We start from the raw sequence: 16,230 nt of genomic DNA, 5'->3' as shown, positions 1-16,230 counted from the left end.
GGCTGATCAACCTCCTGCACGGCGGCCGCTACACCGACGCCTTCGTGATGTTCCGCGCCTACCGCACCAGGCTCTTCTGGGAGCTGGAGCTTCACCGGGACGAGGGCTATGCCCCGGAGAAGCTCCTCGGGACCGTGATCGGCGTGGAGCCGCTCCTGTCCATCCGCGCCGCCAAGAAGCGCCTCAAGGTCTCCGAGATCCCGGCCGACGAGCCCCCGCGCATCGGCGGGGAGCGCAAGCTGCAGATGTTCCGCTGGGGCGCCGCCTACCTGCTGCAGACGCTGCGCGAGGTGTATCACTGGAGACCCTGAGCGAGCGAGACCTGTGACTCACGCCCCGCCAGAAGCGAGGACCCCTCGGCTGCACGTTGCGGTCGTCCTGGTCCTGGCCGCTTTCTACCTCGCCGTCCTGCTGCCACCCCTTGTCCGCAGCCATGTGGGCGATGACATGATCATCATCCTCCCGGTGATGGAGGCCGAGCGGGGCGACCGCTCCATCCTGCAGACGATCGCTCACGTGCTGGCGCCGGACCGTGGCCACCTGCCCCGCGCGCTCTGGAAAATGTACGCCCTGGCAGGGACATGGCTGCTGGGTCCCACCTATGGCCGGCTCGCTGGCCTTGGGCTCATCTGGCACCTGGCCGCCTCCGCCCTGGTCTGGGCGCTCGCGCGCCGGCTGGGCCTCGGCGGGCGCGTGGCCTGGTCCGCGGCCGGTCTCCACTTCACGGCCTACCTCGGCTTCCATGCCACTCTCTTCCCGGCAGCACTGCCGCATACGATCACCATGGTGGGCGTGCTGGCCCTGCTCAACCTGTACCTGGCCTGCGAGCAGCGCCACCGGGCGGGCCTGCCCTCCCGGAGCCTATACGGGGCGGCGTTCCTCGCCGCGCTTGTCTCCTCGCTCTCCCGCGCCTCGTCGCTCATCGGGCCCGCTGGCATCCTGGCCCACGCCCTCCTGAGTCCCGGAGATGCCCGCGAGCGGCTGCAGCGCTATGACCGGTGGGCGCCGGTGGTCCTCCTGAGCGCCGTCTACCCGTTGCTTGTCTTCGTGCACTGGGGCGACGTGGAGTCGGTAGAGGCCTTCCGCCCCCTGATGACGCTTGGTTGGCCCTTCCTCCGGGACGCGGGTCCTGCGTGGACTTTCTCCGTCATGCTCGCCTACCTCGCCGTGATGCTCGGAATGCTCCGGATGCTCCTCTCCCTCTGGGCGCGCCGGCAGCCCGCTCCCGCACCCCGCCCGCGATGGCTCCACCGGGGGGCGCAGTGGCTCGCCGCGGCGCTGGCCACCCCTGCCCTGCTGGTGCTCGCCGTGGTCTTCACCTGTGGCGTCGGGGCTTTCCTGCAGCCCCTCGCGATGGCGCTCAACAGCCACAACACCTACCGCTGGCACATGACCGTGGCGCCGCTCGACGCCGCCAGCCTGGCCGTGGCCGGGGCCATGCTCGTCCTGTTCCTCCGGTGCCACGGCCGTGAGTGGAACCTCCTGCCGCTGCTGGTCCTTCTCGCGGGGTTCTCCGTCGTGCTCTACTCGGCCGAGCCGCGGCCCCTACGCTACTGGATCTACCTCACGCCCGTGGTGGCCATCGTGCTGGCAGGCGCGCTGGAGCCCTTCTCCGGCCAGATCGGCGGAGACCCGGGCGCCCGATGGCGGCAGGCCGCCCTGGCGGCAGCCGTGGGGCTCATCGCCCTGTCCAACATCGCCGCCATCCGGCTCGAGCTGTGGCGTCACCGGGCGGCGGACGCCTACATGGCGCTTGACTACGCGCGCGCGGGCGACCTCATCGGACTCGATCTCCGAGCCTCGGGCGCGCCACCACAGGCGCGGGTCTGCGTGGACGGCCTCGAGCCGCCTCCCAACGCCTGGGCATGGCGCTACTGGATCGGCCAGCGCCCCCAACTGCGTGAGCACACGGCCCGCATCACCATCGCCCAGGTCCTGGGGCGCCGAGACATCACGACGATCCAGCTGGACTGCGGGAGCCAGGCACCCCCGGGCACCTATGCCTACTCCGCCGGGGGCAAGGCGCTGCTGCGCGACGGAAGGTCCGTGGATCCTTTCGAGGCCGCCCACGAGCGCCTGCGGGACCTGGTGCGATCCGGGGACTTTGTCTCGGCCCGCGCGCTGCTGGCCGAGGCCCCGCCCCAGCGCCCCTTTCTCATCCGCTACCTGCTCGAAGAGCGCCTGCCCGACGCGGACCTGATCTGGCTTACCAACGGCTCGAGTCTCCTTGCCTGGCTCGACCGCATGCACGCCAGCTACGACCACTGGTACGGGCCGCCGGACCGCAAGGTCCGAGCCCTTCGGGACATCACCGCCCAGGAGGTCACCGCCTACGTGCGCTTCCTCTTCCTCGCCGCCTACGTGGAGGCGCTCACCGACCCGGACCAGTGGGGCGAGGCCGTCTGGAAGCGCTTCCCGTTCGGCGCGCTGCCGATGGAAGAGGTGGAGGCCATCGTACGCGGTGATCCCTTTCTGGCCGGGGACGCCCGCATGATGGCCCTGCTGCGCGAGATCGCCACCGCCTCGCCCTTCCCCGGCAGCGCGAGGACCCTGGGCACCCCGTCCGCCCTCACCGGGCTGTCCTTCTTCCGCTTCCTCGGCAGGCTCGTCCTGGGCGGCCTGTGGTAGCCGCCGCGCTACCGCAACCGCGGCGGCCAAGGCGCCTTTATCTGACCCTCGACTACACTTGCGCCGCCGAGCTCATCCGGTCGGACCTGGAGCAGGCGAAGGCGCCAGTTAATGCCCTCGTGTGCGTGGACGGGCTGGGTCCGCCGCCCCACTACGACGGAGTGGGGCGCGACACCCGCGGAACCCAGTCTCGGCTTCGCGACCACACGGCGCTGACGGTGTTCGCCCAGACCCTCGGGAGGCGGGACCTCTCCCGCCTCCGCCTCGATTGCGGCGGGCAGGCGGCCGAGGGAACCTACCACTACGCGGTGCGGGGAACCGAGGTCAGCGCTTGCTCCTGAGCAGTTCCTCGACCGATGCGTCCTGACACGGAGCCCGGTCCGTCCGCAATGGCCGCCCGCCGGCGACTCCTTGGGCTCGCCGGGCGTCCTGCGTGCCTGCGGCTCCTTCTTGTCCTCTTCGCCTGGGCCGTGTACCGCGATGGCCTTTGGGGCGTCCCACGGTGGGACCAGCTCGTCTACCTCTACGAGGCCAGCCAGTTCGACAGCCCGCTCGAGCTCCTCGCGTACTCGCCCTCGTGGAACCGCTCGGTTTCCATCGGCGATCACATCCTGTTCCGGCCGATCCTCTACCTCTTCCTGGCCGCGCAGCACGCCCTGTTCGGCCGGAACTTCTTTCTCTGGCAGGCTACCGGCATCTCGCTCCACGCCGCGCAGTCGCTCCTGCTGTATGGACTGCTCCAAAGAGTCTCCCCGCGCACCCCGGCGCCGAACCTCGTCGTCGCGGGTCTGTTCTCGAGCCTGTTCATCTCCTCCGAGATGGTCATCTGGCACCACATCACCGGCTACATCCTCTTCACGGTCCTGGCGAGCCTTTCGCTCTCCCGCCTGCTCGACTTTCTTGAGACCGGGCGCGAGCGTACGGCCAACGCGTCGGTCCTCCTCGCGATCTGCGCGGCGTTCACCTATGAGCTCGGAATCGTGTACTGCCTCCTCGCCGCACTCGCGACCGTCGTTTCCGCGTTGCGACGGAAGCCCGAAACACAGGGCCAGACGCCCCGGCCCGATTTCGGCGGTGTGAGGCGGCGCGTCCGACTCGCTGCAATGCTCGCCCTCGTCCCCGTCCTGTACGCGACAGTCAGCCTCTTCGACTTCTTCTCCCGCCTGGGAAGTGTCCAGGCCTCGGACGTCCGGGTGAATATGTCGGCGGACATCCTCCGCGGACTGACCCTGGCGGTCTCCCACCTGAATTTCTGGCTCGGCGGGGTCCTCCTGCCCTCCGTGTATGAGCTCGCAGCGGGCGACAGGACCATGTTCCTGGGCTTCAGGTGGCCCGGCGGCCCGTGGCTCGCGCTCAACGTGGCGAGCGTTGCTGCTGCCGCGATCGGCGGGGGAGGCCTGGGCCTCCTGAGATGGCGGCGCTGCGGCCTCGCGGGCCTCGGCCGGCTCGCTCCGGGCTACGCGTTCGTCCTGGCGTACTCGTCCATCGTCTCGTTCGGCCGCTCGCTCCAGCGCCCCGCGTCCTACCTGCTGCAGAATCTGAACTACGCCTACGTCGCCATCCTGGGCATCTTCGTGGCCCACGCGCTGGCGCTCTGGTCGGGCGCGGCGGCGCCGCCGAAGGGCGACCCGGGTGGTCTGCAGCGCAGTGCGGCGACCGCGGCCTGCCGGCGGCTCTTCGTCGGCGGGCTGTTCGGGCTGCTGCTCGTCAACGCGGCCGAAACCATGTCATTGCTGTCCGACTCCCGGCACCTCTACGCAGCGCCCCGGCTCGAGCTGCTCTACCACGCCGAGCGGTGGCACGAGCGGAATCAGGGGGACGTCTATTTCAGGGTTGCCGGGACATGCCCGGGCAACCCGCCGCTGCCGTGGTTCGCGCCCTACTTGCGGCAGCGGGTCGACACCCCTTACTTCCTGGACATCCTGTTCCCGGCCACCTCGTGGACACTCAACCGCGAGAGGATCCGGGAGCGGGGAGGGACTGTGCTGGATCTCTCATGCGTCGACGAAGCTGCCCGGGCCCAAGACATCCTGGGCGAGTGGAACACAGGGGGCGGATCGGGGCTTGTGCTGCGCGCGGAGGAGGCGGCCCTCGTCCTGGTCAGCGAGAAAGGGGCCCGGTCCGAGGGAGTGATGCGGAACGGTGTCGTGATCGCGAAGCGATGGAATGTCTCCGGCACGGTCTCGCACGACCGGAGGTACATTTTCTGGCAGAATGGAGCCATCTGGCGCAGATTCTGAGCCCCGGGCCCCGGCCGGCCTCGGGGGGCGACCTCTCCGTCGGGTTGCTGTCTTGTCCGGTCCGCCGGTAGCCGTGTCGGCCGAGCCGCCGGACACGGGCGCCGGGATCTCTATCAAGCCACGGACCACGAAGACGTAGTAGCGCTCCTGCGGCACGCGGCCCACGGCGAAGGGCAGCGGTCCCCAGACATCCGAGTAGAAGCCCGCCCCGACCGACCGGTTCATGGTCGCCATGAAACCCGGCGACGGGAGCTCGAGCACTCGGTGAAGGGACACCACTCCCTGCGGCCTGAGGAAGGTGTTGGTGTTGTTGGCGGGGACCACGAGCCATTCCCCCGGCGCGGGGCGCGCGCCCTCCCAATCCACGGCTCTCCCGCCCGCCGCCTCCATGTAGTACTGGAAGCCCCAGTGCCCCTCGAACCAGAGCGGACCCGGGCCCCGGCCGTAGAGCCGGTGGACCACCGCGGCGGCCTGCCGCGCGCTGTGCGCCCAGCTGTAGTCGGCCTGCGCGACCCAGAGCGCCAGCGCGGCTCCCGCCGCCAGCGGAAGCAGCAGCGGCCAGCGCAAGCGGCCCCGGGTGAGCGCGCCCTGCTGCTCGAGCCGGCGCGCGAGGAGGATCGCGACGGCAGGGGCCATGGGCAGCATCGCGCGCGCGTTCACCGTCCAGTTGAAGAAGCCCGCGAACGCGAGAGTACCCATGACCCACAACCCGAGGAGGAGCGAGCCCGGGTGCCGCCGCCGGACATCGGCCGCCGCCAGCCCCACGATGGCGCAGCCGGCGAGGATCCAGAGCCCAAGTTGCAGGACGATTGCCCAGCGGACAGCGCCCGACTCGACGAGGGGGAAACCGCCGATGCTGCCGGTGCGGGCGACGACGAGCGTGGCGGCGGCCACGGCGGCCGCGGTCCATCCGACGGCGCGGCGAGACCAGCACCAGGGCGCGCAGAGCGCCACCGTGGCGAGGCTTCCCCCGGCGAAGGCCAGCGCCGTCCCGGCCCTCGCCCAGAGCGGGAGGCCCATCTCGGCACGGAACGCGCCGGCATACAATCCGGCGTCGAGGACGAGTCCCCGCCCGTAGAGGGAGAGCCCGACCCATTGATAGGCCGCCAGCGCTCCGAGGGGAAGCAAGAGCCAGAGCGCCCATCTGCCGGGCCGCCGCCGTGCGGCAAGCCCATGGGCAAGGAGCAGCGGCACGAGACTCACCCCGTAGTACCTCGTGAGCGTGGCGAGAGCAGCAAGGCAACCTGCACCTGCCAGGCTCGCGGAGGAGTCCCGGTCGAGCCCCCGCACCCAGAGCGCCGCCGCCCAGACCCAGAAGGCTGTGAGCATCATGTCCGACATGACGCTCGTGCCCGACACCACGAAGGCGGGCGTCACGAGCGCCAGGAGCGCCGAGAGGAAAGGCCGGGCACAGACCGCTCGAGCCACGACGTAGGTCCCGAGCACGACGGCGATCGAGGGAAGCAGGAAGGCCAGGTGAAGCGCCGTCTCGCTCCAGCCAGCCAGGCTGGCGGCGGCGGCCTGGTAATACGAGGTCAGGGGCGGGTTCGTCGCCACCTCCGACATGGGCCGGTCCCGGCCGAACCAGTTGACCCGGAAGCCATAGAAGTCAGCGGGATGCGACTGGATTTGCCGGGCGGCCCAGAGGAAGGGTGGGTCGTCGACGTGGAAGGCCTTGCCGGCGAAGGGGCCGAGACAGAGGACCGTCGCCAGGACCAGCAGGAGCCAGTGGCGGGCCATCTCGCTCACCTCAGCGAACGGAAGAGGCGCGGGCGTCGCGCCGCTCACGGAGCGCCTCGAAGGAAGCCATAGCTTCGACCATCTTCCCCATCTCGGACAGGCTCGGATCCCGGAGCCGCCGCATGAGCGCCAGATAGCGCTCCCACGCCTCGATGGCGCGGACAGGGTCGACATGGGCGTGGACCAGCGCGGCGACGCGCTCGGCCTCGGGATCGGCCGGGTCGGCGGCACGCCCCACGCGCTGCGCCTCGGCGAGCGCCGCCAGGGCATCCTCCGTGCGCCCCATCTCGGCCAGCATGGTCGCCGCGCGGTAGCCGCCAGCCGGCGAGCGAGGCCTGACCCGCGAGGACTCACCATAGGCCGCGAGGGCCTCCTCGCGGTGCCCAGCGGCCCTCAGCACCTCGCCCAGGTGGTACTGGATCTCCGCATCTCTCGGCCGCCGCCGCGCCGCCTCTCGGGCGGGCGCCATGGCCTCCTGGGCCCGCCCCGAGAGGGCAAGAGTCGCCGCCAGGCCGATCAGCGCCTCGGGATCCCGCGGATCGAGGCGCACCGCCGTCTCGAACTCGCGCTCGGCGGGCTCCAGCCAGCCGGCCCCCAGGAGCGCCCCGCCGAGATACACGCGAGGACGCATGCTCCCGGGATCCAGCGCCACCGCGTGCCGCCAGAGCGTGATCGAGTCCTGCCAGACGAGGCTCTGACGCGAGGCGAGGGCCGCCAGCGCGATCACGAGCCCGAGCGCAGTGGCAAGGACGGCGCCCGCAGGACGCTTGCCTGCCGCGCCGGCGATCCAGCGGCTGGCGCACCATGCGAGGCCGGCCCCGCCGAGGAGCGCCCAGCCGAGCATCGGGAGATAGGTATAGCGGTCGGCGGCGATCTGGGGTCCGTTCTGGAAGACGCCGGCGACCGGCAGGACGGTGACCACGTACGCGCACCAGGCGGCGGCGAGCCACGGGCAGCGCCGCCGCGCGATGACGGCGGCGGCGCTCAACCCGAGCACGGCAGCGCCGGCGGTGACGAAAGGAAGCGCCAGCGGATTCAACGGATGAGACAGACCATAGAGCGGCGACAGGCCGAGCGGCACGAGCGTCTTCCACAGGTAGAACGCGAGCCCGTAGGCCGACACGGCGATGCGCTCGGCCACACCGAAGTCGTCGAGGGAGAGCATGTTCCCCCACGGCCGGAGCGCGGCGAAGGCTGCGGAGCCGCCCACCGCGCTCAGGAGCAGGAACGGGATCTTCTCCACCATCACGCGGCGGGCCGCGGCCCCGGTCCATCCCCCCTCGCCCGGCAGGCGCCGGAGCGGGTAGACGTCGAGGATCAGGAGCACCGCGGGCAGGCTCACCACCATGGACTTCGACAGCACGGCCGCGGCGAAGCAGCCCAGGCTCAGCCAGTACTTCCCCTCAAGCCGCATTCCCGCCAGGCGCCCCTCCACCGCCCGGAGGTATGCGAGCACGGTGAGCATGTAGAAGAAGCCGGAGACCACGTCGCGGCGCTCGGTGATCCACACGACGGATTCCACCCTGAGCGGGTGCACGGCGAAGAGGAGGGCCGCGCCCACCGCGCCGATCCTGAGCGCTCCCTCGGGCGCCCCGGGCTGCGCCGCCCGGAGCAGCCTTCGCGCGATCAGCAGGAAGAGCGTCGCGCTGGCCGAGTGAAAGAAAAGGCTCGTGAGGTGATAGCCGCGCGGGCTCATCCCCCAGAGGAGATAGTCGGCGGCGAGGGTGACCCAGCTCAGCGGCGCCCAGGGGCCCATGTGAGACGTGGTGAGCATCCAGCGCACGTTGGGCCAGTCGAGGCCGCGATAGTCGAGGTTCTGGAGGAAATTCCGGTCGTCGTCCCAGTTGACGAACTCCCCGAAGACACCCGGGAGGAAAACGAGAGCGGTCACGAGGAAGACGAGCGCCGAGTCACCGCGGCGGGACCGGGGGCGAACCTCGGTCCCCTCAGCCTCCGGAAGCCCCCCGCCCATCCTTACTTCTTCTGCAGCTCATCCAGCGCGCCCAGCGCCTCGATCGCGCGGGCAGCCTGCTGGGGGCTCAGCGCCCGGGCTCGGCCGAGCGCGGCCAGGTAGCGGTCCCAGGCTGCGACCGCCCGCTGTGAGTCGGTGTGCATGTACACCAGCGCCTGGTAGCGGTCGCGCTCGGGGTCTGCCGGGTTCTGGGACCGAGCGAGCTGATCGGCCTCGGCGAGAGCCGCGAGCGCCTCCCCGATGCGCCCCGCCTCGGCGAGCGTCCGCGCCATCACGAAGCGGGGCGTGGTCGATTGCGGGTCCAGGCGCATCGCCTCGCGAAACTCGGTCACTGCCTCCTCCCGCTTGCCCGCGGCGCGGAGTACCTCGCCGAGGAGGTGCCGGAGGTTGGGGTCATGCGGTCGCCGACTCACGGCGCCCCTCGCGTATGGAATGGCCTCCTCGGCCCGCCCGTCCAGGCTCAGCATCGCCGCCAGCCCCGCGAGCGCCTCGGGCAGCCGCGGGCTGAGCTTGACGGCCTGCTCGACGAGCCTGTGCGCCTCCTCGCGCTTCCCCTCCGCGAGGCGGGTAGCGGCGAGCCCCGTGAGGGCGCGGGCGCTCGAGGGATCGAGGGCGACGGCGCGCGTCCAGAGCGAGACGGAGTCGAGCCAGATCAGGCTCTGCCGCGCCGTGGTGCCCACGAGCACGATGATGACGAGGGTGGTGGCCGCGAGCGCTGCGCCCCAGGCCACGCGACCTGGCGCTCTCGCCATCCACCGCTCGGCGCACCAGCCCACACCCGCTCCGGCGAGCAGCGCCCAGCCGAGACAGGCGAGATAGGTGTAGCGGTCGGCGGTGATCTGGGGCCCGCTCTGGACCACCCCGATCACGGGCAGGAGCGTGATGGCGTAGGCGGCGGCCGCGGCGGCGAGCGCCGGCCAGCGCCGGCGCATGATCGCCACCACGGTGGCCAGGAGGAGCACGGCCGCCGCGCTCCAGCGCACGGGAGCGCCGAAGAGATCGAAGCCCTGGTGCATCTCGTAGAGCGGCGAGAGGCCGTAGGGGAGGAGCATCTTCCTCAGGTAGAAGGCGTAGCCATAGAGCGACAGCGCGGCGCGTTCGACGATGCCGAAGTCCTTGAGGCCGACGGCCGCCTGCAACGGCGCACGGGCAAGGAATGCGACGACGGTTCCGGCGAGCCCCAGCAGCACGAACGGAACCTTCTCCGCCCAGACTCGCCGTGCTGCGCTCGTCATCCACCCCGCCTGCCCGCCGAGGCGCCTCAGCGGATAGACGTCAAGGATCACGAGAGCCGCGGGCAGGCTCACGACCAGCGCCTTGGAAAGGAGCGCTGCCGCAAAGAGGATGACGGAGGCGGCGTACCAGCGCCTGGCGCTCCGCAACACCTCGTCCCGGCGAGCGGCGACGGCCTCGAGATAGGCCAGCACGGTCAGGAGGTAGAGGAACCCGGAGAGCACGTCCCGCCGCTCGGAAAGCCACACGACAGACTCCACACGGAGCGGATGCACGGCGAAGAGCAGGGCCGCCGCCGCCGCGCCGACCCGCAGCGCCGGGTCGCCCAGTCCCGCGGGGACTGCCGCGCTGAGCAGCCGCCGCGCCACGAGAAGGAAGATCACGACTGCGGCCATGTGGAGGAGCAGGCTCGTGAGGTGGAAGCCCAAGGGGTTGAGACCCCAGATCACGTAGTCGGCCCCGAGCGTCAGCCAGGTGAGCGGGTGGTAATGCCCCATGTGAAACGCCGTGAACATCCAGGTGAGCTGGCTGAGCCCCAGACCGCGCCAGGAGATAAGGTCCAGGTAGTTCCGGTCGTCGTCCCAGCCGACGAACTCGCCAAAGATCCCCGGCAGGAAAGCGATCAAGGTGACGAGAGCGACGAGGAGAGCATCGCTCCAGAGGGGGAACGGAGGAGCCCCCGTGCTGCCGGGGGACCGTCGGGCTAGCAGGAAGCCGCGCCCGTCGAGTCGGGCCGGGGCAGCGACCTTTCCGAGCACCGCAGGATCACACCCGTCCCTGCAGCGATGCAATCCTTCCCAGGGTACCGCGCGGAGCGGAATTGCCTCCGGCTCCTCGGCGGAGGGACCACGGCAGCGTCTCCTCCCTGATCGGTTCGCCTCCGAGCAGCATCGCTCCCTGTCGGGAGCAACTCGGGGTGACGGGATCTGGCGATCCCATCACCCCGCCGGCGAGGCAGAGGGGCGACTGTCTAGCAGGGCTCGCCAGCTGTGCTGTTGGCTGGCGGCACCAGCGAGGTGGTCGTGCATCTCAGGGCCACACCCCAGGTCCCCGGGTACATCGCGATGGCGATGTTGTTCGTGTCCCTTGCCGCTACCCCGAACACGTTGATCGTCCCGGAGAAGGTGGGCGGGTTTGTGTTGCTCACCGTCAGGGACGCCGTCCCCACCGTCCAGCGGGTATCGCCAGTCAATCCGGTCGCCGAGCTGATCCCGATCCGCGTTGCGACGTCCGCCCGGGCGCATGTACCGCCCCCGCCCCGCGCCTGGACGCAGCCTTGCAGGGCCGTCATGGCCGAGCCAGCCAGCGCCTTACCCTCAGCACTCCTGGCGTCCGCCGTGTAGCCCAGATAGAGCGGCACGGCCACCGCCGCCAGGATCCCCACGATCAGGATCACGATCAACAGCTCGACCAGGGTGAAACCGCGCTCTCGCCCCGCGCCATGCAGCGACCGCATCGCCCGCGTGAACATCACTTGACCCTCCCCGTGCCCGGTTGAGGAATGATGGCCTGGGTCCATGCCTCGGCCCAGATGTATATCTCCACGGTGATGCTAGCAAGCCATGTGCCTGAGGCCCTAGAGATTTCTTTTCCGGCAAGGCCCACAAAATCGGCCCTTTCCCTCCCGCGGAGGGGAGGCGCCGGAGCAGCCGCCCCCCTATTTTCGCGTGCGGGCCTCGCTTTCCGGGGCCTTCGCTCCCTGGGGCCGCCGTGCGGCGAGCCGGAGGGCGAGAGCCGATCCAGCCAGGCACGAGAGACCCAGTCCTGCCAGCGTCACCATGGTCCCCGATCCTCTCAGGCCAGCCGTCAGCCCTGCGCGAAGATCCAGCGTGAGCAGGGTCGGCTGGAAGAGCCAATGCGAGCGCGATCGGGGATCGGCCCCGGCGTCCACGACGATCAGTGCGAGCCGGAGCGAGCCAACTTTGCGCTCCCAGGGCCACGGGCTCTCGATGGGCGCCAGACCCGCGAGGCCCTGCGCCCTCCGGCAGGGCACCGGCCGATCGGACCAGGCCCCCGCCGGCGTGAGGAACAGCGCGCTCTCCCATCCCTGGAGTGAGGCGATGTAGAGCTCAACGGGCCCGGACGCTCGCTGCCCCTCGCGCCCGTGATAGCGCACATGGAGAGCCGCCGGCACCCCCTCCCGCACCGTCGAGGGGCTCACCACGAAATCGAACGGGGCTGGCGGCAGCGTCGGGCCGGGCGGCGTCAGGAGCATGCCTCCCCCGAGGAGGACGGCAACAACGAGCCCCAGCGCCGCCCATTCCCCCGCACGCTGGCGCGGCCCCTGTGGCCCCTCGAGCGCGGCCTGGCGGCGCGGGCGGCGCCTCGGGGCCGCGACGAGGCCAAGCGCCGTGGCCGCTGCCGCGAGACTCACCCAGAGGCCGACGCGGAACGACTCGGGCCGGTACTCGAAGTCGACGCGGTGGGCCCCGGGCTGCAATGCCACGGCGCGAAGGGCGTGGTTGGCGCGGAGCACGGGCTCGGGTGACCCGTCCACCGAGGCGCGCCACCCGGGGAACCACGTGTCGGTGAGCACGAGATAGCTCGGGGCATCCGCGGCCGCCTCGATCGTCACCCTGGAGGGCTCGTCGCGGCGGATCACCGCGCGCGACTGCGTCGCCGGGAGGCCGGGCGCCTGCGCTCGCTCGCAGCCAGCGAGGAGCACCTCCTGGCTGAAGTCCACCCTCCGCGCGGCGATCAGCCGGAGCGCGGTGGCATCGTCCACGCAGCGCGCCGAGGGCACGAGAAAGGCCCGCGGCAGGGCCCCCTCGTTGCGGTAGACGCGGGCGTCGGCGCCGTCGTACTCGAGCGCGTAGCCGGGTCCGGCGACGGTGATCCCCGGCGGCACGAGCACACGACGCACCCCGAGCAGATCCACCACGGGCGAGCCCCAGATGTCGGCGACCGTGAGGCTGCCATTGCCCAGGAGCGTGAGCCCGCCGCCGGGCCTGACGAGGCGCTCGAGCCGGCGCGGGGTCATGCCGTCGTAGCCCGAGGGGTCCGAGAGGCCGTAGAGCATGGCGAGATTGGCCTGGAGCAGGACGCGCCCCGGGTCCCGCGCGCTCTCCCGCCTGAGATGCTCGATCGCGGGGGTCGAGGGATAGAGCCAGCGCGCCTCCATGACCGGGTTGTAGCCGGCGGCCAGCGGCAGCGTACTCGCGAGCTGGAGGAGGATCAGCGCCAGGCTCCAGCGTGAATGCGCGAGGCCGCCGCCCGCCCCACGCAAGAGGAGGAGCGCCATCGCCGTCGAGAGGGCGACGAAGGCCAGGTACTGGAGCGCGAGCGGGACAGCCATCCGCGCACGCACCGACGTGGCGTAGTCGTCGAGGACGCTCGCCAGGGCGAGGAGCGCGATGACCGAGAGCCCGGCCGCCACCGCCCAGCGCAGGGCGCGGCTCGACTCGCCGGCGCGCCGCACGACGGCGTCCACCCCGAGGCCGCCGAGAGCGGAGAGGGCCAGGATCAGGAGCGGAGCGACCCGCAGGCTGATCGTGAGCGAGACGACCGGCAAGGCGGCCAGCGCCGGCGCGAGCAGCGGCACACCGTAGAGGATGGCCGCCGCCAGCCCGCCGAGCAAGGCGAAGAAGCGAGTGCCGGGCTGCCGCCAGCCGCCCACGAGGGCCGCCGGCAGCGCGACCCAGGGCAGCAACCCCACGGATGTCGTGATCTCGTTGAAGTTCAGCGGGCCCCAGAAGTCCGCGGGACCGCCGTAGTAGTGGGGCATCAGGAACACGATGGCCGTCCGGGGCGGCAGGGAGAGCACGGGCTTCCACTCGAGGCGGTAGGCGTAGATCGCGCTCTCGCGCATGTACTCGAGGAATGGCAGGAGCTGGACGGTCGCAAGCGCGGCGCCGAGGGCTATGCCGGCCACCCAGCGCAGGAGGAAGCGTGGCCCCCCCGGCGCGCCGGGCGAGCGGGCCAGGGCCCAGAGGGCCGCAGCGAGCACGCCGAGAAGGGCGATGGGCGGGTAGCCGGCGAAGACGTCGAGCGCCACGGCGCAGCCGAGGGCGACAACGGGACCGCCTCCCGGCCTTTGGCGCAACCACTCGCTGAGCGCCAGCAGGAGCGGCAGAAGGGCTATGGCGCTCCCCACGGGGTACTGGAGCCACACGACGAGCGCCCCGTTGAGCATGAAGCCCGCCGCTCCCGCGAAGGCGCCGAGCGGTCCCACGACGAGGAGCCGCAGGAGCCAGTACATCCCGAGCCCCGCCACCAGAACCTTGACCGCGGCTCCGAGCGCCAGGGCCAGCCCGATGGGCAGCACGTAGGCGAGGGCGTTCAGCGGGAAAAGGACGGCGCTGTTGGGATTGGCGAAGAGCGGTGCCCCAGTGAAGACCGACTGATTCCAGAGCGGAAAATGGCCGTGGCCGATCTCGCCGGCCACGTGGAGCAGCCATGGGTGGATCTGGAACGTCACGTCGGTCAGGACCGGATTCACCGCCACGCTCCCGGGGCGGAGCGCCCTCCAGGGGAAGGCCGTGAAGAGCGCATCGGCGGGGGAGAGCACGCGGCCCGGGAGGAAGGCGCGCGCCTGGGTGCCGAGGGCGAGGAGAACGAGGGCCCAGACGGCGACGGCGTCAGGGCGCCTCCTGCACCACGCGCTCAGACCCGCCATGACGAATCCGATACTAGCGCGAGCGGCCCCACGACGGTTCGACTCCTTGACACCTCCAGATTCCGCCCGGTATCATCCGCTCGCCCTCGGGCCTCATGCCATGAATCGTTCCCTCCTGACCGGACTGGCCGCTGGCCTCGCCGTGGTGGCCGCCGCGGCCGGAGGCTACCTGGTCCGCGCGGGCGTGTCTCCGGCCCCGAAGTCCGGCGCCTCCGCGCAGGCCCCCGCCCCCGCGACGAGCCTGCCCGAGACGCTCCAAGCCACCTTCGTCGGGGTGGCGCAGCAGCTGCGCCCCGCCGTGGTCAACGTGGGAACCATCCAGCGCTCGCGATCGCGGCGGCCCGGTGCGCCCCACCCCGGCACCGACGACCCGTTCTTCCAGGATTTCTTCAAGCAGTTCTTCGGCAGCGAGGCCCCGGCCCAGCGTCCGGAGTTCCGCCAGCCCAGCCTCGGCTCCGGCGTCATCATCGACAAGCGGGGGCTCGTCCTCACGAACTTCCACGTCGTCAAGGGGGCCGACGAGATCACGGTGAGGCTGTCGGACAAGCGCGAGTACCGGGGCCGCGTGCTGGGCGCCGATCCCAAGACTGACCTCGCCGTGCTCCGCTTCGAGCCCGACAGCGAGCTGCGGGTGGCCGCGCTCGGCGACTCGGACGCGCTCCAGGTCGGCGAGTGGGCGATCGCCATCGGCAACCCCTTCGGGCTGGACCAGACGGTCACGGTGGGGGTGATCAGCGCCACGGGCCGCTCGGACGTCGGTCTGGCCACCTACGAGAACTTCATCCAGACCGACGCCTCGATCAACCCGGGAAACTCAGGGGGCCCCCTCATCAACCTCAAGGGCCAGGTCGTCGGGATCAACACAGCCATCGTCGCCGCCGGCCAGGGCATCGGCTTCGCCATCCCGATCAACATGGTCAAGCGCGTGGTGGACCAGCTCGTGGAGAAGGGCAAGGTGGTGCGCGGCTGGCTCGGCGTCGCGCTCCAGCCGCTTTCCACCGAGCTGGCGCAGACGTTGGGGGCAACCGGCGGGGGGGCGCTGGTGGCCTCCACGATGCCGGGGAGCCCGGCGGCAGCAGCCGGGCTCCAGCAGGGGGATGTGATCGTGGCCTACGACAAGGCCCCCGTCGAGGACTACCGCCAGCTGCAGCGCCTCGTGGCCGACTCCGCGGTGGGAAAGACCGTCACGCTCCAGGTGCTCCGAAAGAAGCAGAAGATCGACCTGACGGCGAGGATCGTGGAAGCGCCCGACGACCGCCCGAAGCGGGAAGGCCCCCCCAGGCCCGGAGGCTGAGCCCCTCCCGGAATCTCGGCTCAGCCGCGTCTCGTTTTATCTCCAGAAAGACGTTACAATTCGAGTCGGAGCAAGCATGCTGCGGAGACCGACATACCTGTGGGATTATGAGCTCGACGAGGTCCAATTCGCCGAACTGTTGTCAGGGCGTGCGACGCTCGGACGGTTGGACCAAGAGTGGGCGACCGCTCGTCTGCTGGAGTATGCGTCGTATCGCGAGATCATCCGACTGCTTGGGTACCGGGGCCTCGTTGAACGGTGGCCCCTCGTGCGTAAACGGGTTCGCTCGCCGGGCCGTCGCCGTGGGTTCGACTTCCTGGTCGAGTGGCTGACGGCGCATCACCCCGAAAAGCTGTAGATGGATCGGGCCTTCTACTTCGACACCCTCTATCCGCTGCAGGATCGGGTCTTGAAGGTCATCAACACCGTCGAGACCGACTTCTACCTCACGGGTGGAACCGCCTCGTCCCGCGGCTATCTTCACCATCGGTTCTCGGATGACTTGGAT

Annotated in this window: 10 protein-coding genes; 5 read left to right on the top strand and 5 right to left on the bottom strand. The window is 70.8% G+C overall.

Going from position 1 to position 16,230, the window contains the following annotated elements:
* The 3 genes from HYV93_08005 to HYV93_07995 all read left to right on the top strand — a co-directional run.
* A partial coding sequence (locus HYV93_08005; protein MBI2525914.1) for a glycosyltransferase family 2 protein occupies positions 1–311 on the top strand: 311 nt, incomplete at its 5' end.
* Positions 312–447: 136 nt separating this feature from the next.
* Positions 448–2,628: a hypothetical protein gene (locus HYV93_08000; protein ID MBI2525913.1), complete on the top strand. Its 2,181-nt coding sequence runs from the start codon at positions 448–450 to the stop codon at positions 2,626–2,628.
* A gap of 125 nt (positions 2,629–2,753) precedes the next feature.
* Positions 2,754–2,969: a hypothetical protein gene (locus HYV93_07995; protein MBI2525912.1), complete on the top strand. Its 216-nt coding sequence runs from the start codon at positions 2,754–2,756 to the stop codon at positions 2,967–2,969.
* A 1,653-nt stretch (positions 2,970–4,622) separates the two neighbouring features.
* Here the strand turns inward: HYV93_07995 and HYV93_07990 are convergent.
* From HYV93_07990 to HYV93_07970, 5 genes are all read right to left on the bottom strand, one after another.
* Positions 4,623–6,608, bottom strand: coding sequence for a glycosyltransferase family 39 protein (locus tag HYV93_07990; protein ID MBI2525911.1), 1,986 nt, complete (start codon positions 6,606–6,608; stop codon positions 4,623–4,625).
* 10 nt (positions 6,609–6,618) lie between these two features.
* A complete protein-coding gene (locus HYV93_07985) occupies positions 6,619–8,580 on the bottom strand; it encodes a hypothetical protein (GenBank protein MBI2525910.1) in 1,962 nt (653 codons plus the stop codon).
* 2 nt (positions 8,581–8,582) lie between these two features.
* A complete protein-coding gene (locus HYV93_07980; GenBank protein ID MBI2525909.1) occupies positions 8,583–10,571 on the bottom strand; it encodes a hypothetical protein in 1,989 nt (662 codons plus the stop codon).
* Between the two features lie 212 nt (positions 10,572–10,783).
* Positions 10,784–11,269: a type II secretion system protein gene (locus HYV93_07975; protein MBI2525908.1), complete on the bottom strand. Its 486-nt coding sequence runs from the start codon at positions 11,267–11,269 to the stop codon at positions 10,784–10,786.
* Between the two features lie 201 nt (positions 11,270–11,470).
* Positions 11,471–14,428, bottom strand: a complete 2,958-nt coding sequence (locus HYV93_07970; GenBank protein MBI2525907.1) for a YfhO family protein — start codon at positions 14,426–14,428, stop codon at positions 11,471–11,473.
* A gap of 100 nt (positions 14,429–14,528) precedes the next feature.
* On the opposite strand from HYV93_07970, the gene HYV93_07965 reads away from it, so the two are divergent.
* Both HYV93_07965 and HYV93_07960 read left to right on the top strand, forming a co-directional pair.
* Positions 14,529–15,722 (top strand): Do family serine endopeptidase, encoded by a 1,194-nt coding sequence (locus HYV93_07965; protein MBI2525906.1) that lies wholly within the window; start codon positions 14,529–14,531, stop codon positions 15,720–15,722.
* A 358-nt stretch (positions 15,723–16,080) separates the two neighbouring features.
* On the top strand, positions 16,081–16,230 hold a 150-nt coding region (locus tag HYV93_07960; GenBank protein MBI2525905.1), incomplete at its 3' end, for a hypothetical protein.

The organism is Candidatus Rokuibacteriota bacterium (genome assembly GCA_016188005.1).
Lineage (GTDB): Bacteria > Methylomirabilota > Methylomirabilia > Rokubacteriales > CSP1-6 > UBA12499.
This window is presented reverse-complemented; position numbering and strand designations above follow the sequence as displayed.

What these genes read in the sequence shown, in the direction of transcription:
- HYV93_08000 (MBI2525913.1), top strand. Translation starts at nt 448, where the DNA reads ATGATCATCATCCTCCCGGTGATGGAGGCCGAGCGGGGCGACCGCTCC.
- HYV93_07990 (MBI2525911.1), bottom strand. Translation starts at nt 6,608, where the DNA reads ATGGCCCGCCACTGGCTCCTGCTGGTCCTGGCGACGGTCCTCTGTCTC.
- HYV93_07985 (MBI2525910.1), bottom strand. Translation starts at nt 8,580, where the DNA reads ATGGGCGGGGGGCTTCCGGAGGCTGAGGGGACCGAGGTTCGCCCCCGG.
- HYV93_07975 (MBI2525908.1), bottom strand. Translation starts at nt 11,269, where the DNA reads ATGCGGTCGCTGCATGGCGCGGGGCGAGAGCGCGGTTTCACCCTGGTC.
- HYV93_07970 (MBI2525907.1), bottom strand. Translation starts at nt 14,428, where the DNA reads ATGGCGGGTCTGAGCGCGTGGTGCAGGAGGCGCCCTGACGCCGTCGCC.
- HYV93_07965 (MBI2525906.1), top strand. Translation starts at nt 14,529, where the DNA reads ATGAATCGTTCCCTCCTGACCGGACTGGCCGCTGGCCTCGCCGTGGTG.